Source organism: Vibrio sp. 1CM7H (genome assembly GCF_023161645.1).
Taxonomy (GTDB): Bacteria; Pseudomonadota; Gammaproteobacteria; order Enterobacterales; family Vibrionaceae; genus Vibrio; species Vibrio diabolicus.
On the sequence record NZ_JALNTV010000001.1, the window covers coordinates 720,099 to 738,505 of the forward strand.

Sequence of the window (18,407 nt, forward strand, 5' to 3'; positions counted from 1 at the left end):
ACTCCTTGGCTCGGGTAACGGAAATGGTCGTTAGTGACACATTTAATTATACGTCCGAACCTAGAAAAAAAGCTGCTCTCTAAACAGGCTAGGGAACAGCTTTCGTCACATCCTAATTACTCTTCTTCGATAGAGTTTAGGTATTCTTCCGCGTCTTTTAAGTCATCCAACTCAGATGGGTTTGAAAGCTTCACTTTCACAATCCAACCACCTTCGTACGGTTCTTCGTTGATTAGCTCTGGGCTGTCTTCTAGTTCTTCGTTGATTTCTACGATTTCACCGGTAACAGGAGAGTAGATATCTGATGCTGCTTTTACAGACTCAACCAAAGAGAAGCTTTCACCTGCTTCTACTTCGTCTTCTACGTCTGGTAGGTCAACGAATACTACGTCACCCAACATTTCTTGCGCATGCTCAGAAATACCAAGTGTTACTGTGCCGTCACCGTTGTCACGTACCCACTCGTGGCTATCTGTAAACTTCAGTGTTTTGTCCATTGCTTAATCTCCAAATAACTTGTCAGGAATTATTGTGATTTTTAAAAAATCGTTTATTGGTAAAGAGGGAAGCGACTGCAAAGTTCTTTTACTTCTTTGCGAACGCGTTTTTCAACGTCTGCGTCACCTTCTGGGTTGTTCACCAAACCATCCAGTACGTCACCAATCCAATTACCGATGAGTTTGAATTCTTCAGCGCCAAAGCCGCGGCTTGTACCCGCAGGCGTTCCTAAACGGATGCCCGATGTAATCATAGGCTTCTCTGTATCGAATGGGATGCCATTTTTATTACATGTGATCCCAGCACGTTCTAGAGCTTCTTCTGCTTTGTTGCCTTTCAAGCCTTTAGGGCGAAGGTCAACCAGCATTAGGTGCGTGTCTGTGCCACCAGTTACGATGTCGCAACCGCGAGTTTGCAATACTTCCGCTAGGACTTTTGCGTTATTGATCACCGAATCAATATAAGTTTTAAATTCAGGGCCAAGTGCTTCTCCAAATGCAACCGCTTTTGCTGCGATAACGTGCATCAGTGGACCGCCTTGTAGGCCAGGGAATACGGCGGAGTTGATTTTCTTAATGATGTCTTCGTGGTTAGTCAGGATCATACCGCCGCGAGGGCCACGCAATGTTTTGTGTGTTGTGGTTGTCACAACATGCGCATGTGGCAATGGGCTAGGGTGTGCACCTGTTGCGATAAGGCCAGCAATGTGCGCCATATCGACCATAAGAATTGCGCCAACTTCGTCAGCGATTTCACGGAACTTAGCAAAATCGATAACGCGTGGAATAGCACTGCCACCCGCGATGATCATCTTTGGTTTGTGTTCTACTGCAAGTGCACGAACGTCGTCGTAGTTGATTTCCAGTGTTTCGCGATCAACGCCGTATTGAACTGCGTTAAACCATTTACCAGAAAGTGCTGGGCGTGCACCGTGTGTTAGGTGGCCACCAGCGTCCAAAGACATGCCAAGAATGGTGTCACCTGGTTGAAGAAGAGCCAGTTTCACCGCACCATTTGCTTGAGCGCCTGAGTGAGGTTGAACGTTTGCGTATTCGCAATTAAAAAGTTTTTTCGCGCGTTCGATAGCAATGGCTTCCACTGTATCTACGTGCTCACAACCACCGTAGTAACGACGACCTGGATAACCTTCAGCGTATTTGTTTGTTAGGCATGTGCCTTGAGCTTGCATTACCGCTTTAGAAACAATGTTCTCAGAAGCGATAAGTTCGATTTGTTCGTTTTGGCGAGCGGATTCCGCCTGAATTCCAGCAAAGACAGCATCATCTGTCGCAGAGAGGTTGGTAGAGAAAAAGTTTTCCAAGCTGTGGTTAGGGTAACTCTTATTCATGGTAGTTGACCTTCCAAATCTTAAAATGAACCCGCAATAGATGAATTATGATTTGCGGTTGTGGTTCATTTGTCCTCAAAACAGCTGAACTGCATAGCAGAACAGAGTGAACATCCGGCCCTAAATGTGGGCAAAAATTCCGTCGGATTGCGTGTTTCCTTTACCAATCTCTTACGGAAATATGCATCTCTACATCTAACAAGTTGGTAACATAGCGCCTGCGGCGGGAACAATCAACCAAAAATTTCCTATAGGAAACAAGATTTCAAAATTTGTTAACAAGAGCACGGTTTAATTCACTTGGTGGACTTTTATCCACTATGTGCTTCATGCACAATGCTAGTAGGACAAAAATAAGGATATCTATAGAGGGATTTATGGCAGAAAGTATTTACGATGAATACCCATCGATGACGTTAGCGAAAGAGCAAAATGATCAAAATATCGAGCCATTAAAGCTGGGTCAGCGTATCAAGGATATCCGCTCAAAACTTGGTATTACACTAGAAGAAGCCAGTCAGCGAACAGGGCTTGCTCGTTCTACACTAAGTAAAATAGAAAATGAGCAGATCTCTCCGACATTTCAAGCAATGCAAAAATTGGCGCTTGGCTTACAAATTGATATGCCGCAACTCTTTGAGCCACCTAGAAAAAAGGTTGCGACAGGGCGTAGGGATGTTACCAAGAAGAATGAAGGCAAACCACACCCAACGCAAACCTATGAACATGAACTGCTCGCTACTCAACTTTCCAATAAGAAAATGATGCCGTTTAAGAGCCAAATTCGTGCTCGCAGTTTTGATGAATACAAAGACTGGGTTCGTCATGATGGCGAAGAATTTCTGCTTATCTTATCTGGTGAGGTCATGTTCTATTCTGAGTTCTACGAACCTGTGGTTCTAAGCGAGGGCGACAGCGTCTATTACGATGCGAACATGGGACATATGTTGACCAGTGTTAGCGAGGAAGATGCGCACATTTTGTGGGTGACAGCCAAATAGTGATAAATAATTGTAAATTTCCTATAGTGAAAGCAAACGATTGCTGTCGGTGGTCGTTATGATGAAAAGGCGCTTTTTTGATGAGAACACACTCATTAAAGCGCTTTTTTGTACGATTTGTTGTGATTAAAATGTTAAGAGTCACACTTTTGCAAGTCGATCTACGTCTTGTTCGTGCAAAATAGAATGAGCCGTGTTTATTATTGGAAACACATCGAATGCCGATAGCATTCTCGGGTCTATCTAAATGGAGACGAAAATGACTCAAGAACTACTGAAAACACCACTACACGCACTTCACGTTGAAGTTGGTGCCAAAATGGTCCCGTTCGCGGGTTACGATATGCCTGTTCAGTATCCTCTAGGCGTAAAAAAGGAACACTTACACACTCGTGATGCGGCAGGTCTGTTTGATGTTTCTCATATGGGACAACTTCGCCTACTCGGTGACGGTGCAGCTGCGTTCCTAGAAACATTAGTGCCAGTGGATATTGTGGATCTTGAGTCTGGTAAACAGCGTTATGCGTTCTTCACTAATGAAGAGGGCGGCATCATGGACGACTTGATGGTAGCTAATCTAGGCGATCATCTTTTTGTGGTTGTGAACGCGGCATGCAAAGAACAAGACATTGCACACCTACAATCGCATTTGCCATCTGGTGTTGAGTTAGAAATTATCGAAGACCGTGCTCTGCTTGCGATCCAAGGCCCTAAAGCAGCGGCTGTATTGGCGCGTTTTGCCCCAGAAGTTTCTGACATGCTGTTCATGGATATTTGTAAAGTCGATATTTTAGGCGCCGAATGCATTGTTTCTCGTAGTGGCTACACTGGCGAAGATGGTTACGAGATCTCGGTTCCTGCTGACAAGGCAGAAGAACTCGCACGTAAACTGACCGCGGAAGAGGAAGTTGAATGGATTGGCCTTGGTGCTCGTGATTCACTTCGTCTTGAGTGTGGTCTTTGCCTATACGGTCACGACCTAGACACAACAACTACGCCTGTAGAAGCAAGCTTGTTATGGGGCATCCAAAAGGTTCGTCGTATCGGCGGTGAACGTGAAGGTGGTTTCCCAGGTGCGGATATTATTCTTAAGCAGATCGAGACCAAAGATGTGGCGCGCAAGCGTGTCGGTTTGGTTGGCCAAACTAAAGCACCAGTCCGTGAAGGCGCGGAATTGTTTGATGCTGATGGCGTTAAAATTGGCGTTGTCACCAGCGGTACTGCGGGTCCAAATGCAGGTAAGCCTGTCTCAATGGGTTATGTGCGTGCTGATCTTGCTGCGATTGGTACCGAATTGTTCGCTGAAGTACGCGGAAAAATGCTACCAATGACGGTTGAGAAAATGCCGTTTGTACCGCAACGTTACTACCGCGGTTAGGTTACTCATTATTGTCATTCTTCGCGTATTCGCGAGGCAAGAAACAAGCAAAAATGCCGAGCTTTCTAGCTCGGTATTTTTATGTATATCGGCTTTATATATACGCTTGGAAGTTATCGTAGTTTCTGCAGCCTTATCCGACCGCTTTGTCGATTGTACAACACATGTCGATAACGATATCTTCAAGTTTTTCCGGATGAATCATGTCTTCTTTTGCAATCCCAAACTGAGACGCCATGATCGTATTGAACAACTCCCAATGTTTGATCAGCATTTTTTCGCGATTATCAGCGATGTCAGGCCATGTCTCTTGCATCATCGGAGTAAGACTGATTGCACCATGTGCAAAAATCAACATCTGCCACTTTGATTCCCACTGATCAAATTGGGCGTTAGGGTTTTCACTGTTGTACTGCTCAAAAATTCCGGTAAATATCGCAGCAAACTCATCTTTTGACTTTAAGAAATACTGCAGCAGGGCACCATCATCGCCTTGGCGAATAGCATCAGCGATCATCTGTACTGGGTGAGGATTAACGAGCGCAAATGCCAGCATGCGAACCATGAACAGATAAATTTTTCTATTCGAAGGTGTGTTCTCAGGCATCTCATTGATTAATTCAGCCATATAGCACTGCATGAATTCATCCATCGCGTCACTAACCGCTTGCCAAATCTTCTCTTTGCTGCCGAAGTGGTGACGGATCAAACTATGTGAAACACCAGCCTTTTCACTGATATTGCGCAGCGAGACACGCTCGTAACCAAGTTCACAAAACATATCTGCTGCCACCTTAAGGATCAGACACTTAGTTTGTTCTGCGGCTTCAGCACTTCTACGCCCCTGCTTTCTTTCATTCATAGTTCGAATTTTCCCGAATATTGATCAACGCGCTTACTTTTACCAGAAACCGGACGCTTTGACTAATTAATTTGCTTTCCACCTGGAAAATATGTTGATCAATTTCAAATTCTGCATATACTGCACAACTGTGTAATATATAAACCTACGGAGAAAGCGGGTGCGAAAACAATATTTAAAGCGCACTTTAGTTGGTGCTGTGGTGACATTAAGTCTCTCTGGCATGCTAACTGGGTGTAACAAAGCCATTTCCGAGCCGTCTGAACCTTTAATCAAACCTGTAAAATTACTGGCGGTGAAAGATCTAGAAGTTGAAGACTCGCATGCCTTTTTAGCGCGTATTGATGCGACACATCGCGCACAGCTTTCTTTTCAGGTGGGTGGTGAGGTCGATGAATTACTTGTTCGCATGGGCCAAGAGGTAAAAAAAGGTGAAGTGCTTGCAACGTTAGACCCTAAAGATCTTCAGCTTGCGTTAGACGCCTCTCAAGCACAATTCGCGTTAGCAAAAACGCAATGGGATCGCGCGAAAAACCTTTATGGAAAAAAGCTGATTAGTACAGATGAGTACGACCAGAAAGAAACTCAATATAAAGCGGCATTGGCAAACCACGAACAAGCCAAAACAGATTTGAGTTATACCAAGATTCACGCGCCTTTTGATGGCATCGTGTCATACACCTATGTCAATCCGTTTCAAGTGGTAGCAGAGAAGCAAGAGATCCTGAATCTTATCGATAACACGACCTTAGATGTGTCGTTCACACTGCCAGTCAGTTATGCGGAATCCGTATCACTTGAGTCACTGCAAAATTCCGATATGTGGGTGACGATGGATAGCGAGCCAGGAAAACGTATCCCTGGAAAATTTAAAGAAATTTCGACTCAGCCAAATGTCGATACCAACAGTTATGAGGCGATCGTAACCATTACTCGACCAGAAGATCGCAATTTGCTAACAGGTATGACAGGGCAGGTACACATAGCTAAACAACATCTATCGGACGCGATGACGTTGCCTCAATCCGCTTGGGTAAACAAAAAAGAGACGCAAGGCGAAGTGTGGGTAATGGACAGAAACACACAGCAAGTTAATAAAGTCACAGTGTCTCTTGATGCCGCTGGAGGTGTGAAAGCAGGGCTTGATAACAATGATTACGTTGTTGTTGCTGGCGTTGAGCGACTGGTCGAAGGACAAGTCGTGAAAGCTTGGGTTCGTGAGGGAGGCATTTAATGAAACGATCTCTATTTACGATCTCTGCAATTGCGCTTGCAGTTTTAACGGGTTGCAAAAATGAAAACCAAGCTGTCGTCGAGCAGCCGCTTTTTGTGTCGACTATCTCTGTGGATGCGCCGGTACAAAGCCAATATCGAGCTTTTAAAGGAATAGTTGTACCAGCAGAGCAAACGCCTATGGCATTCCGCCGCGCGGGAGAAATTCAACACGTGTTGGTGAAAGCGGGCGACGTTGTTAAGCAAGGCCAAATGATCGCAAAGCTGGATGACAGTAAAGAAAAGCAAGCCGTAAATGACGCAGAAGCGCAATATACACTGGCGATTCGTCAGCTCAAACGCGGCGAAGACCTACACGCACGTCAGATGATCTCAAAGGCCGAGCTTGATGAGCTAACGGCTAATAAAGAGTTGGCAGAGGCTAATTTCTATAACGCCACCAATCAATTGAACTACACCCGTTTATTTGCCCCGTTCGCCGGTAAAGTGTCTGACGTTTTCAAAGAGCGTTTTGAACGTGTGGCAGTTGGAGAGCCAGTGTTGAACCTATACCAAAACGATTTGGTGTACGTGCGTATTGAGCTTTCCGACAATGTTCTCGCTATGGTGGACCCAAATTCAGACAACATGAGTTACAAGCCTAGAGCAACCTTCTCCGGCATTAGTGACACATTTGCTTTGGACTATTTAGAGCACACAAGTGAGCCTAACTCCGAAACTCAAACTTACGAAATGTATTTGACGATGCCACAGCCAAAAGCAGAGATTCTACCGGGAACCAGCGTCAGTGTTCTGGTCGATATGGTTAAGGCGGGGATTACCTCCATCGATGGTTACAGTATTCCAGTAACGGCGCTTCAAGCGGGCAGCGAAGAGAATGAGTTCTTTGTATGGAAAAAAGAGGGTGACGTTGTCACTCGGGTGCCTGTGATGATTTCCCAAGTGAATGGCAACGGAGCCATTGTGTCGTCAGGAGTTAAGCAAGGCGACGTTCTGATTAATTCAAACCTACGTAAATTACGTGAAGGTAAACATGTGGATGTTGTGGAGAATAAACAATAATGAACATTGCTGAGTACTCAATAAAAAATAAAGTCATCAGCTGGTTGTTCATTATTATCCTTGCTGTTGGTGGTCTAACGTCGTTTTTGGAGCTTGGACGACTAGAGGACCCGGCATTTACGATTAAAGATGCCATGATCATTTCAACATACCCTGGCGCGACGTCGAAAGAGGTTGAAGAAGAGCTGACGTATCCTTTAGAAAAAGAGATTCGAAAGCTTCCTTATATAGACAAAATTACCTCTACGTCTTCTGATGGTATGTCTCAAATCACGGTCAGTATGGAAATGGACTATGGTCCTGATGAACTGCCGCAAATTTGGGATGAAATGCGCCGTAAAATTAATGACTTGCGACCAACTTTGCCTCAGGGCGTACAATCTTTGCAGATCATTGATGATTTCGGTGACGTTTATGGCGTGATGCTGATGCTCACTGGCGATGACTACGATTATGTCGAGCTAAAACGCTATGCTGATTACCTGACTCGTGAAATCGAGCTGGTTGATGGCGTAGGAAAAGTGGATATCACGGGCGATCAGCAAGAAATGCTGTTTGTTGAGATCTCTCTTGACCGCCTTGCCGCGCTGAACTTAGACATGAATGTGGTTGCGAGCTTGTTGAACCAACAAAATAATGTGGTTTCAGCAGGGGAAGTGATGGTCAATGGCGAAAGCCTTGTCATTCGTCCAAGTGGTACCTTAAACACCGTAGAAGCGCTAGAAAACTTGATCATTCATGGTCGTGACACTGGGAACCTAATTCGTCTAAAAGACGTAGCAACGATTTCTCGTGGTATCCAAGAGAAGCCAAGCAACGTCGTACTCTTTAACGGTCAAAAAGCGATTAATATCGGTATCTCGTTTGCGTCAGGTGTGAACGTGGTTGAGGTTGGCGAACGTTTGGATGCGGAGCTTGCGAGCCTTGAGTCTATCAAGCCTGCTGGCATCGATATGAACTACTTTTACAACCAAGCCAATGAAGTGGATGAGTCCGTTAAAGCGTTCGTAATTAGCCTAGCAGAGGCAGTGGCGATCGTTATCATCGTTCTGCTGTTTACGATGGGCTTACGCAGTGGTGTCATCATTGGCGTCGTGCTGTTATTGACGGTGTTCGGTACCTTCATCTTGATGAACTACAACAATATCGAGCTGCACCGTATTTCTCTTGGCGCGTTAATTATTGCTCTGGGTATGCTGGTTGATAACGCGATTGTGGTCGTGGAAGGCATCTTGGTTGGCCTAAAAAAAGGGCGCACTAAAGTTCAAGCGGCCGTCGATATTGTAAAGCAAACACAGTGGCCTTTGCTTGGCGCAACCATCATTGCGATTACGGCTTTTGCACCTATCGGTTTGTCGCAAGATGCAACGGGTGAGTTCATGGGCTCTCTATTCTGGGTGCTGTGTTTCTCACTATTTTTGAGCTGGATTACCGCTATTACGCTGACGCCATTCCTCGCAGATCTATTGTTGAAAGAAGAGGACAAGGGCCAAGATACCAACGAAGAAGATCCCTATAAAGGTTGGCTGTTTGTTGTATTTGGCGCATCGCTGAAATTCGCACTGCGATTCCGTTGGCTCACGGTTGCTGGCATGGTCGCGCTATTAGTGGGTGCTGTCGTGGCATTTGGTAATGTAAAACAGCAGTTCTTCCCACCATCGAACACGCCGATGTTTTACGTTGATATGTGGATGCCAGAAGGTACGGACATCCGCGAAACGATCAAAAAAGCTGAAGAGGTAGAAAGCTACATTCGTCAGCAAGATGATATTGACTTTGTTTCTGCTTCAATTGGGCAGGGTTTGCAGCGTTTCGCTCTGACTTACCAGCCAGAGAAAAGCTACGAAGCGTACGCCCAGTTCCAAGTTCGCGCCACTGATCGTGAGAGCATGTTCGGTTTGTTGCACAAGTTAGACGCTAACCTTGCGAAGACGTTTGATGCACCGACATTTCAATTTAAATTGATGGAATTTGGCCCTTCACCAGCGTCTAAGATCGAAGCGCGTATTACTGGTCCCGATCCGCAAGTTTTACGTGATTTAGCGGTACAAGTTGAAGACATCCTTCATACCGACCCTGGTGCCCGAAACATTCGTCACGATTGGCGAGAGCGTACTAAGGAGCTTGTGCCTGTTTTCAATGAGTCTAAAGCTCGTCGCTTGGGCATTTCGAAAGAAGATCTTTCAAGCACACTGCAAATGGCGTTTGGTGGTAGCACGTTGGGTTACTTACGTGATGGTACACACACGTTGCCAATTATGACGCGCCTTCCTGAAGAAGAACGCGTGGACTTTGAATCACTACAAAACGTGACCATTTGGAGCCCATCACTGCAAACGTATATTCCGGTCGACCAAGTGATTGATGGCGTTAAATTGGATTGGAGCGAGCCGCTAATTCAGCGTCGTGACCGCAAGCGCACGTTAACTGTGCTCGCTGACCACGATGTGTTGAGCGACGACACGGCGGCAAGCTTGTTTGCGCGTGTGCAGCCTACAGTGATGGCACTGCATATTCCAGAAGGTTACGAAATCACATGGGGTGGTGAGTATGAATCATCGAAAGATGCGCAAGAAGGTCTGTTTGGTTCGTTGCCGATGGGTTACTTGTTGATGTTCATCATTACTATTTTGCTGTTTAACTCAATTAAAAAGCCGTTGGTCATTTGGTTCACCGTGCCGTTGGCGATCATTGGTGTTGCCTTTGGTTTGCTTACCACGAATATGCCGTTCAGCTTTACAGCATTCCTTGGTTTGCTGAGCCTAAGTGGGATGATTTTGAAAAACGGTATTGTGTTGCTTGATCAAATTAACCTTGAGTTGGAGTCAGGGAAAGAGCCTTACCTCGCGATTATCGATAGTGCGATCAGTCGTGTTCGTCCGGTAAGTATGGCTGCTCTGACGACCATCTTGGGGATGATTCCACTCGTCTTCGATGCCTTCTTTGGATCGATGGCAATAACGATTATGGCAGGTCTTGGTTTTGCTACAGTACTGACACTGATTGTAGTGCCAGTGATGTTTGCGATTCTGTTTAGGGTAAAACCGACCACTGCATAGGGACTCCTGGCTATTTGCCAGCTTCCTGCCTAGCCCTGAAGGTTTTCTTCAGGGCTTTTTTGATCTTACCAATGTACACCAACCCATTCATTTACTTGATTCTAATGATTTTCTTACGAATGCAATGCAAATCATGCGTATACTGATGGAACGATACATCAAAGAGCGAGATAACATGAACAAGCGCGTATTACACGGACTCTTCTTCGTCGGTTCTTTCACCTTGGTCGGCTGTACTATGACAGACAGTATGACTACAGAAGAGGCTAAGCAAGCCGTTCCTAAAAACAACAGCGTTAGCACTGAAGTCATCTCCAACTGGATTGATAACAAGGTTTTAGCGCCTGAAGGGCTTTCACTCGAACAAGACAATCTACGTTATATATCGGGTAGCGCCGACTTAAACAGCGATGGCAATGCAGAACACATTGTATTGCTACAAGACCGTTATTTCTGTGGCAGCGGTGGCTGTGCAGCTTATATGTTTGATAACGAGGGGAACGTTATCAATAGAATGTCTGTCACTCGCACGCCTATTGTACTTGCAGATAGTTACAGCAATGGCTGGCAAGATTTCATCGTTTGGAGTAATGGCTCATATCGACTCATGAGTTACAACGGTGAATCTTACCCGAGTAACCCTTCTTTAGAGCCAAAGGTGGATCGTGACTCAAACCAGCAGGCGGCAATTGCGAATGTAATGGCGACAGAGCTTTATCAGCAAGATGGCTATGACATTATGCCCGCTGATTCGAAAGCTTTGTGGACGCCAGCCAATGTATACCACTTCACCTTTAAACATTACGGTGATCCGCATAGTACTTATAAAGCGACGGTGGATATGAACAGTGGGGAAGTAGACATTGTTGCCGTTCCGGCTGCGGAATAAAAAACACCTCCCTTAACCGGAATTAAAGGGAGGTGCTGAATGCCAAATTCGAGGGTGGCATTGTTAAGCGGAGTAATTCTGTTTAAGCTGCGACTTCTTGTTTGGCTTCTGCTTTGCTTTTTAAGAAAGCGTAAGTAAAGCCAGTTACTGCTGTACCAGCTGCGATAGCCACTAAGTACATTAACACTGGTGAAATGGCGTTAGGGATTAACAGTACGAACAGACCGCCGTGTGGTGCCATTAATTTTGCACCGAACAGCATAGATAGGGCACCAGTAAGCGCGCCACCTGCCATACAAGATGGAATCACACGCATTGGATCTTTGGCGGCAAATGGAATTGCGCCTTCAGAGATGAAACACAGGCCCAATACAAAAGATGCTTTACCTGCCTCACGTTCATTTTGTTCAAATTTGTTCTTCGCAATGAAGGTCGCTAAACCCATACCTAGCGCAGGAACCATACCAGCTGCCATGATTGCTGCCATTGGCGCGTAAGTTTGCGAAGCCAATAGACCGACGCCAAATGCGTAAGCGGCTTTGTTTACTGGGCCACCTAGGTCGAAACACATCATCGCACCAAGGATAATACCTAGCAGAACTGCACTGTCAGATCCCATGTTGTTTAGGAAGTCAGTCAGGCCGTTCATGATGCCTGAAACTGGGCCACCTACGATGTAGATCATCACAAGGCCTGTGAACAGTGTTGCCACAAATGGAATGATCAGAATTGGTTTAAGCGCTTCCATCGATTGTGGGAGTTTTACTTTGTCCGCAAGGAGCTTCGCCGCGTAACCGGCAATGAAGCCAGCTGCGATACCTCCTAGGAAACCAGCACCCGTTGAACTTGCTAGCATACCGCCAACAAGACCAGGAGCCAGACCCGGACGGTCAGCAATTGAGAACGCGATGTAACCCGCAAGAACAGGAATCATCAATGCGAATGCAGAGCCACCACCAATGTTCATCAACGCTGCTGCTAGCGTGCCTTCTTCTTTAAATGCTTCAATACCAAACACGAACGATAGGGCGATGATCAAACCACCAGCGACAACCACAGGCAGCATGTGCGATACCCCTGTCATCAAGTGTTTGTAAGCGCCTTTCTTCTCGTCTGCTGCCGAAGCAGAATTTGCAGAACCTGAATGTTGGTAAATCGTGGCTTGCTCGAATGCTTTGTCCATCTCTTCGGCTGTTTTCTTCAGAGCTGGGCCTGTTTTCGTGCGGTACATCTTTTTGCCGTTGAAGCGATCAAGTGGCACTTCGATATCTGCAGCAATGATCACTAGATCAGCGTCTGCGATGTCTTGATCTGTCAGTTGGTTTTTCGCACCAACTGAACCACGAGTTTCCACCTTGATTTGATGGCCACGGCGTTTGCCTTCTTCTTCTAGCGCTTCTGCTGCCATAAAGGTATGCGCAACGCCAGTAGGACAAGCGGTGATTGCGACAATTTTCTTCGCTGCTGATGTTGCTTCAGCAGTGCTAGGGGCTGCAAGTGTGGTTGCTTTTTCAAGTAAAGTGGCGTTTTCAACCGCTTGCTGGAGAAACGTAGTTGCGTCTTTTGCTACTTCGCTGATTTCCGCTTGGTAAACCTTTTTCCCTACGAAACGAGAAGTATCCACGCTAGTATTTGCAGCAATGATAATGACTTCTGCTTGTTCAACGTCAGCTTCCGTCAGCAGTGTAGGTTCAACCACACTTGATTGACATTCGATTTTTGCATTCCAGGTTAATTTTGCGGCTGCTTGTTCTAGTAACCCTGCCGCAAGGATGCTATTTGCAACACCGCTCGGACAGGCAGTAATAATGGCAATATTCATACGATAACCTTCTGTTCCTTAGTTTTGTTCTAAGTTTGTAATAGGGTAAAGCTCGCTAACTTCAGTTTGCTGCTTGATGTTCTCCAGTTCTTCCTGACTGGTTAGCCCTACGCCGACTTGACTAACTGCCAAGGCAGAAAGTGCTGTAGCGAAGCGCAATAAATCGTTTTTCGGCATCAGTTGCATGTGGCCCCAACACAAGCCAGCAACTAGCGTATCGCCTGCGCCAACGGTGCTTACCACATTCATTCGAGGGGGTTGTGCACGAAGCCATTTGCCTTGGTTTAGCCACATCACACCGTCAGCGCCCATCGACACAACAATGTTCTCGATGCCTTTGTCACTCAGTGTTTGCGCGGCGGCTTGGCATTGTTCTGGTGTTTCTAGGTGTTCGCCAACAAAATCACCAAGTTCTTCATCGTTAGGCTTAATCAACCATGGGTGAGCCTCAATACCTGATTTCAATGCGGCTTTACTGCTGTCGAACAACACCTTTTTGCCTTGTTGATGCAGTGCGTTTATCCACGCAGCACATTGTTCGGCGGTTACGCCACCAGGTAAGCTACCCGCAAGCACAAAGTAATCGTGAGTCTCTGCGAGACGGAATAGCGTCTCCTCAAAGCGAGCAATTTCGTCAGCCGTTACTTGAACACCAGGGAAGTTAATGTCACTAACGTTGCCATTAGCCTCAACGAGCTTGACGTTGATACGAGTGGCACCTTGTACTTCTACAAACTCATTCTTAACGCCGATGTCATTGAAAAGCTGATGGAATAGCTCAGGGTTATCTTTACCAAGAAAGCCGGTAACCGTGACATCTGCGCCTAAATCGCTCAACACTTTTGCTACGTTGACACCTTTACCTGCAGCATGGAGATTGCTTTGCTGCACTAGGCTCACGGAACCAACGTTTAGCTCATTTACTGAACCTGTTAAATCTAATGCCGGGTTGAGCGTAATAGTGACAACTTTACTTGTTTTGTTCGTCATATCGGCTCCTTAACCTTCACCAAGGCCAGAAGCGATAGCATTCCCGATAGACTCCAAGGCTTGCGGTGCATCAGGGCCTTCCGCAGTAAATTGAAGTTGGTGACCGTGCTTAACGCCAAGCGCAATGACTTTCATTAGGCTCTTCGCGTTTACTGTTTTGCCATCACCGTCTAGGTTGGCAACGCGAATAGTGGATTCAAATTTTTTCGCTTCCGCCACTAACATTGCACCCGGACGAGCATGTAAACCATGAGAGTTTTTGATTTTAAATACAGCGGTATTGCCTTCTTCTGAGGATGCGGCTGTGACTTCTTCACCTTTAAACAAAGCAAGAATCTGTTCTACTGATGCATCTAAAAGCTTGCCGTGCTCATTGTTAAACACGATATTAGAAAGCGTTTTTAGGATAGGCTGGTGAGCATTGTTACATGCCGCAAACGCGACAAGTGCACGCACTTTTTGACCTTCATATTCGCAGTCGTTTGCCGTCGAGACAAATGACACGCCTGTGCGAGTTACATGTTTGTCACTGCCAATTAACCAAAGGCCATTACCTAAGTGAGTTGGTGTTTTGGTAACGAGATCTGCGACGAACTCGTTATCAGCACAGCCCGTGTTTTTCAAAAGACCACCAGCAACAGCACTCATTTGTAGCATATCGCTCGCAGGGAACATAAGTTGAATTAAAGAGGCGTCAAAGTCTGCTTCAAGCTGAACATCACCGTGGAGCAGGGCAATAATCTCGTCTTCATTTTTTGCATTACGTAGACGTTCTTCTACGCCGTCAGCGCCTAGCACTTTCGTTAGCTGTTTAAGAATGCCAAGGTGCTCATCAGATTTAGCTGCAATGCCGATAGCGACGAATACCGTGTTACCATCGCCCCAGTCGACACCTTGTGGAAAGTGATGCACAGCAACACCCGTTGTTTTCACCATTGAGCGAGTGTCGGTTGTACCGTGCGGTATGGCAATACCGTTCCCCAAAAACGTAGAGTTTTGGTTTTCACGGTTTAGCATGCCTTCAACGTAACCTTGCTCAACTAGGCCTTTATCAGTCAGGCTATGAGCAATACTCTTTATTGCTTCAAACTTATCTGTCGCTGATTGCGAGAGGGTAATGTCGTTCTTATTTAGCTTAAGCATGGTGCTTCTCCAGCCTTAAGGTATCAATTTAAAAATGTATTCTGTGTGAGAAGTTGAACGCTGCTTCTGCTGAGCGCTTATCACTCCTCAAACCTTTCTATCTTTCAAGCTAAATCGATTCAGCTTGTTGGTAAATTTTTTAAAAGACTCAGAAAAACTGTTTTAAAAACTGACGTTAACAAATGAGTCTTTGGCGCTGTCCTATAGCCTAGCCTACAAATTGGTTTGTTGTGTATTCAGGTGATTTACGTCAATTTTTAAGTTTTGCTGAATCCTTTCAGCTTTTATACTGAATCGGTTCAGCTTATAATTCAACTTATCGAAAGATCGTTGATGTATTAATATGATCGCGCGCACAGAATAAGGTTTAGAATATGACACTGGATGAAATAGCCAAATTAGCGGGTGTTTCTAAGACAACTGCAAGCTATGTGATTAACGGAAAAGCGCAGAAATACCGCATCAGCGAGAAGACTCAGAAAAAGGTGATGGCCGTTGTAGATGAGTACAATTATAAGCCAGATCATGCGGCGTCTTCCTTGCGGGCAGGTAATTCACGCTCATTTGGGCTTATCATCCCAGACTTAGAGAACACCAGTTATGCGCGTCTTGCAAAGCTGATAGAGCAGAACTCCCGGAAAGCGGGGTACCAAATTTTGATTGGCTGCTCTGATGATGATCCTGATACAGAGCAAAAGGTGGCGGAAGCATTAGTCAGTCGTCGCATTGATGCGTTGTTTGTGGCAAGTGGTATGCCCACTGCAAACGAGTATTATCTTAAGTTGCAAAATTCTGGTACGCCAGTTATCGCGCTAGACCGTCCAATGGATGATGAGCACTTTTGTTGTGTCATCAGCGAAGATTTTGACGCCGCACTTGAACTCACTCAGTCAGTACTGTCCGAAGATATTAAGTCCATTGGCTTAATCGGTGCATTGCAAGATCTTCAAGTCTCAAAAGAGCGTGAGCTCGGTTTTCTATCTGCTTCTCAACAAGGTGGCAAAACGGCAACAGTGGGTTATGGACAACACTTCTCCCGGGAAGAAGGCAAGAAAGTCTTAGAGAGTTGGTTAACAGAGAACGCATTGCCAGATGCCATTGTTACAACGTCATACACACTGTTAGAAGGTGTGTTGGATGTAATGCTAGAAAAACCAGAACTGATGGGAAAGGTGCGTTTAGCGACATTTGGTGATAATCGACTGCTGGACTTCTTGCCTGTGAAAATCAATTCTTTGCCTCAACAGTTTGAGTTGATCGCGGACAGCGCAATGGAGTTAGCACTCAACGCTTCCGCCAAGCGTTATAAACCGGGTGTTGAGTTGATTCCACGTAAAATTGTTAAACGTCACTAAACAGGTTACTCAAAGCTTTACTTCAGCCGTCAGCGCCACAAATGCGTGGTCGCTGGCGTTTTTATCTCTGTCATAAATCGGGTTGATCAGATGTTGGTTAGACACCTGATAATCAACAACCTCGGCAACCGATATATCTGATAAGGTGTCAAACTCTTGAGAGAGCAAGATATAGTCGAGCACATTCCCAGTGGAAAAATGATAATGCGTAGCGGGGCGTTCATCCTTCAGAGCGTCACTTTGTAATGACCATCCATCTTTGAGTTGCAACTCAGTGACGCTGTCACCAGTATTGGCTACCAATGCGCTATTAACACTGGTTGGAGTGATAGGTTGATTCATATCGCCCATTAATACCGTTGGCATTGGCTCCTTTCTATACCTTTTTTGCATCGCGTCTCTTAACATCGCTGCTTCCCAACCTCTTTGCTGGGTGGATAACCAGCGCCCAATAATCGTGCTAGACGTTTCTGGTTGTTCTGAGTCGGCTGGGCGTTGAGATTTTAAGTGCGTTACGTAAACGGCGATATGGCCGAGTACAGGATGTATCACTTGCGCATAGATAGGTTTGCGACTGAACTCTGGAGCAACATTCACTCCAAAAGGCTCAAGTGTTGCTAAGTCAAACTCTACCGCTTGTACTTTTTCGATTGGAAACCGAGATGCGATTGCCACAACAGGGCTTGAGTAAATGTACTCATCCTCTACATGTGGGGTGTCAACGGTCGCAAAGTAGGGGTAGCCGATGGTTGAAAAGAATGCCTGAGTCTTCTCGAGACTGAACACTTCTTGTAAGCCAATCACGTCAGCTTCGAGTTTTTCAATTTGGCGTTGCGTCCAAGCAAGTTTGTCTTGCCATTGCTCTAACGAGTAGATGTTTTCGAAATCATAGTAGGCATCAGGAGGTGCGACAAAATTAAACAAGTTAGCCGTGACAAAGGTAATTCTGCTTGGTTGAGACAAAGTATTCGCTCTTTTCAACAATAACTTGAAGAGTATATACCTTCAGGTTGCGTAATTGCAGCTTCGTTTGAGCTACGCATCGATATACAAGCTAACGAGCGACAAGTTAAATGGGTTAAGAGGTGCTCAAATGCCAAGGCTAATCGGTGATTGAGCATCGGCAGAGGTTTCTATTTTTAAGCATTGCGTTTAAACTTCAGGGCATCAAATAGTAAGAGTAAGTAACATGACCCAAGATTACGACCACGAAGAGTATTTAGAAGGCGAAGAGATTGAGATCGAAGCAATTGGCATCGACGTTGATGCGCATCCGATCGAACTGTACAAGCTTTTTAAAATCGCGAACTTGGTCAGCGGTGGCGGCGAAGCAAAGCATATCATCGAAGAAGGTTACGTCGCGGTGAATGGTGAGCTAGAAACACGTAAGCGCCGCAAGATGTATGATGGTGACTTTTTTGAGTTTAACCAAGAATATTATGTTGTGGTTTGCGATGCGCCAGTAACTGAACCTGAAACGGCAGAGCAAAAAGCGGAAAAGAAAGCGAAGAAAGAAGCGCAATCTGCACGTAAAGAGAAATCTCGCCAAAGCAAGCCAGCTAAAGGCTCTGGACCTAAGTCAACAGGCCGAAAAGCAGCGCATAAAGAGCGGAAAGCACAACAAAACGCGCTGTCGCAATCAGCGAAGAAAGGTAAGAAAGCTGAAAAGCCGCAAGCGACTCGTGATCCGAAGAGCGGACGTAACTCTATTGACTTTTTCTAAGCAAATTAATACCTAGCTAGGCAGGTCATCGCCAAGCAAAACCA

Annotated in this window: 15 protein-coding genes; 8 read left to right on the forward strand and 7 right to left on the reverse strand. The window is 45.6% G+C overall.

Going from position 1 to position 18,407, the window contains the following annotated elements; translation table 11 throughout:
- Positions 1-116: 116 nt before the first annotated feature.
- Positions 117-497, reverse strand: a complete 381-nt coding sequence (gcvH, locus tag MSG33_RS03075) for a glycine cleavage system protein GcvH (protein ID WP_046876056.1) — start codon at positions 495-497, stop codon at positions 117-119.
- 53 nt (positions 498-550) lie between these two features.
- Positions 551-1,846 carry a serine hydroxymethyltransferase gene (locus MSG33_RS03080; RefSeq protein ID WP_005395177.1) on the reverse strand — a complete coding sequence of 432 codons (1,296 nt, stop codon included), beginning with the start codon at positions 1,844-1,846 and terminating at the stop codon, positions 551-553.
- 377 nt (positions 1,847-2,223) lie between these two features.
- On the opposite strand from MSG33_RS03080, the gene MSG33_RS03085 reads away from it, so the two are divergent.
- Together MSG33_RS03085 and gcvT are read left to right on the forward strand one after the other, a co-directional pair.
- On the forward strand, positions 2,224-2,847 hold the full coding sequence (locus MSG33_RS03085; RefSeq protein WP_005395176.1) for an XRE family transcriptional regulator: 624 nt from the start codon (positions 2,224-2,226) through the stop codon (positions 2,845-2,847).
- Positions 2,848-3,106: 259 nt separating this feature from the next.
- Complete coding sequence (gene gcvT, locus MSG33_RS03090; protein ID WP_150916667.1) at positions 3,107-4,225, forward strand: glycine cleavage system aminomethyltransferase GcvT; 1,119 nt, start codon at positions 3,107-3,109, stop codon at positions 4,223-4,225.
- 133 nt (positions 4,226-4,358) lie between these two features.
- Here gcvT and vdeR read toward each other — a convergent pair whose 3' ends face one another.
- Positions 4,359-5,087 (reverse strand): efflux transporter transcriptional repressor VdeR, encoded by a 729-nt coding sequence (vdeR, locus tag MSG33_RS03095; protein WP_006742273.1) that lies wholly within the window; start codon positions 5,085-5,087, stop codon positions 4,359-4,361.
- Positions 5,088-5,247: 160 nt separating this feature from the next.
- On the opposite strand from vdeR, the gene MSG33_RS03100 reads away from it, so the two are divergent.
- The 4 genes from MSG33_RS03100 to MSG33_RS03115 all read left to right on the forward strand — a co-directional run bounded on the left by MSG33_RS03100 (position 5,248) and on the right by MSG33_RS03115 (position 11,330).
- A complete protein-coding gene (locus MSG33_RS03100; RefSeq protein WP_248379812.1) occupies positions 5,248-6,321 on the forward strand; it encodes an efflux RND transporter periplasmic adaptor subunit in 1,074 nt (357 codons plus the stop codon).
- Positions 6,321-7,382: an efflux RND transporter periplasmic adaptor subunit gene (locus MSG33_RS03105; RefSeq protein ID WP_048625001.1), complete on the forward strand. Its 1,062-nt coding sequence runs from the start codon at positions 6,321-6,323 to the stop codon at positions 7,380-7,382. Before MSG33_RS03100 ends, MSG33_RS03105 begins: the two co-directional genes overlap by 1 nt.
- Positions 7,382-10,441 (forward strand): efflux RND transporter permease subunit, encoded by a 3,060-nt coding sequence (locus MSG33_RS03110; RefSeq protein ID WP_248379814.1) that lies wholly within the window; start codon positions 7,382-7,384, stop codon positions 10,439-10,441. Before MSG33_RS03105 ends, MSG33_RS03110 begins: the two co-directional genes overlap by 1 nt.
- A 175-nt stretch (positions 10,442-10,616) precedes the next feature.
- The gene (locus MSG33_RS03115) at positions 10,617-11,330 is read left to right on the forward strand and encodes a hypothetical protein (protein ID WP_248380545.1); all 714 of its coding nucleotides are present in this window, start codon (positions 10,617-10,619) and stop codon (positions 11,328-11,330) included.
- Between the two features lie 82 nt (positions 11,331-11,412).
- Here MSG33_RS03115 and fruA read toward each other — a convergent pair whose 3' ends face one another.
- The 3 genes from fruA to fruB are packed head-to-tail and all read right to left on the reverse strand — an operon-like array spanning position 11,413 to position 15,285.
- The gene (fruA, locus tag MSG33_RS03120; protein ID WP_248379816.1) at positions 11,413-13,152 is read right to left on the reverse strand and encodes a PTS fructose transporter subunit IIBC; all 1,740 of its coding nucleotides are present in this window, start codon (positions 13,150-13,152) and stop codon (positions 11,413-11,415) included.
- A gap of 18 nt (positions 13,153-13,170) precedes the next feature.
- Complete coding sequence (gene pfkB / locus MSG33_RS03125; RefSeq protein ID WP_248379818.1) at positions 13,171-14,142, reverse strand: 1-phosphofructokinase; 972 nt, start codon at positions 14,140-14,142, stop codon at positions 13,171-13,173.
- Between the two features lie 9 nt (positions 14,143-14,151).
- Positions 14,152-15,285 carry a fused PTS fructose transporter subunit IIA/HPr protein gene (fruB, locus tag MSG33_RS03130; RefSeq protein ID WP_237311006.1) on the reverse strand — a complete coding sequence of 378 codons (1,134 nt, stop codon included), beginning with the start codon at positions 15,283-15,285 and terminating at the stop codon, positions 14,152-14,154.
- Positions 15,286-15,659: 374 nt separating this feature from the next.
- Here fruB and cra point away from each other — a divergent pair, with 374 nt between their 5' ends.
- Positions 15,660-16,640, forward strand: a complete 981-nt coding sequence (gene cra / locus MSG33_RS03135) for a catabolite repressor/activator (RefSeq protein WP_042520802.1) — start codon at positions 15,660-15,662, stop codon at positions 16,638-16,640.
- Between the two features lie 9 nt (positions 16,641-16,649).
- On the opposite strand, the gene MSG33_RS03140 is transcribed toward cra, so the two are convergent.
- Positions 16,650-17,603 carry an endonuclease/exonuclease/phosphatase family protein gene (locus MSG33_RS03140; protein ID WP_164665602.1) on the reverse strand — a complete coding sequence of 318 codons (954 nt, stop codon included), beginning with the start codon at positions 17,601-17,603 and terminating at the stop codon, positions 16,650-16,652.
- A gap of 226 nt (positions 17,604-17,829) precedes the next feature.
- Here MSG33_RS03140 and MSG33_RS03145 point away from each other — a divergent pair, with 226 nt between their 5' ends.
- The gene (locus MSG33_RS03145) at positions 17,830-18,363 is read left to right on the forward strand and encodes an RNA-binding S4 domain-containing protein (protein WP_054867581.1); all 534 of its coding nucleotides are present in this window, start codon (positions 17,830-17,832) and stop codon (positions 18,361-18,363) included.
- The last annotated feature ends 44 nt before the right edge of the window (positions 18,364-18,407 follow it).

What these genes read in the sequence shown, in the direction of transcription:
- MSG33_RS03115 (WP_248380545.1), top strand. Translation starts at nt 10,617, where the DNA reads ATGAACAAGCGCGTATTACACGGACTCTTCTTCGTCGGTTCTTTCACC.
- MSG33_RS03105 (WP_048625001.1), top strand. Translation starts at nt 6,321, where the DNA reads ATGAAACGATCTCTATTTACGATCTCTGCAATTGCGCTTGCAGTTTTA.
- gcvT (WP_150916667.1), top strand. Translation starts at nt 3,107, where the DNA reads ATGACTCAAGAACTACTGAAAACACCACTACACGCACTTCACGTTGAA.
- pfkB (WP_248379818.1), bottom strand. Translation starts at nt 14,142, where the DNA reads ATGACGAACAAAACAAGTAAAGTTGTCACTATTACGCTCAACCCGGCA.
- fruB (WP_237311006.1), bottom strand. Translation starts at nt 15,285, where the DNA reads ATGCTTAAGCTAAATAAGAACGACATTACCCTCTCGCAATCAGCGACA.
- fruA (WP_248379816.1), bottom strand. Translation starts at nt 13,152, where the DNA reads ATGAATATTGCCATTATTACTGCCTGTCCGAGCGGTGTTGCAAATAGC.
- vdeR (WP_006742273.1), bottom strand. Translation starts at nt 5,087, where the DNA reads ATGAATGAAAGAAAGCAGGGGCGTAGAAGTGCTGAAGCCGCAGAACAA.
- MSG33_RS03145 (WP_054867581.1), top strand. Translation starts at nt 17,830, where the DNA reads ATGACCCAAGATTACGACCACGAAGAGTATTTAGAAGGCGAAGAGATT.
- gcvH (WP_046876056.1), bottom strand. Translation starts at nt 497, where the DNA reads ATGGACAAAACACTGAAGTTTACAGATAGCCACGAGTGGGTACGTGAC.
- cra (WP_042520802.1), top strand. Translation starts at nt 15,660, where the DNA reads ATGACACTGGATGAAATAGCCAAATTAGCGGGTGTTTCTAAGACAACT.
- MSG33_RS03110 (WP_248379814.1), top strand. Translation starts at nt 7,382, where the DNA reads ATGAACATTGCTGAGTACTCAATAAAAAATAAAGTCATCAGCTGGTTG.
- MSG33_RS03080 (WP_005395177.1), bottom strand. Translation starts at nt 1,846, where the DNA reads ATGAATAAGAGTTACCCTAACCACAGCTTGGAAAACTTTTTCTCTACC.
- MSG33_RS03085 (WP_005395176.1), top strand. Translation starts at nt 2,224, where the DNA reads ATGGCAGAAAGTATTTACGATGAATACCCATCGATGACGTTAGCGAAA.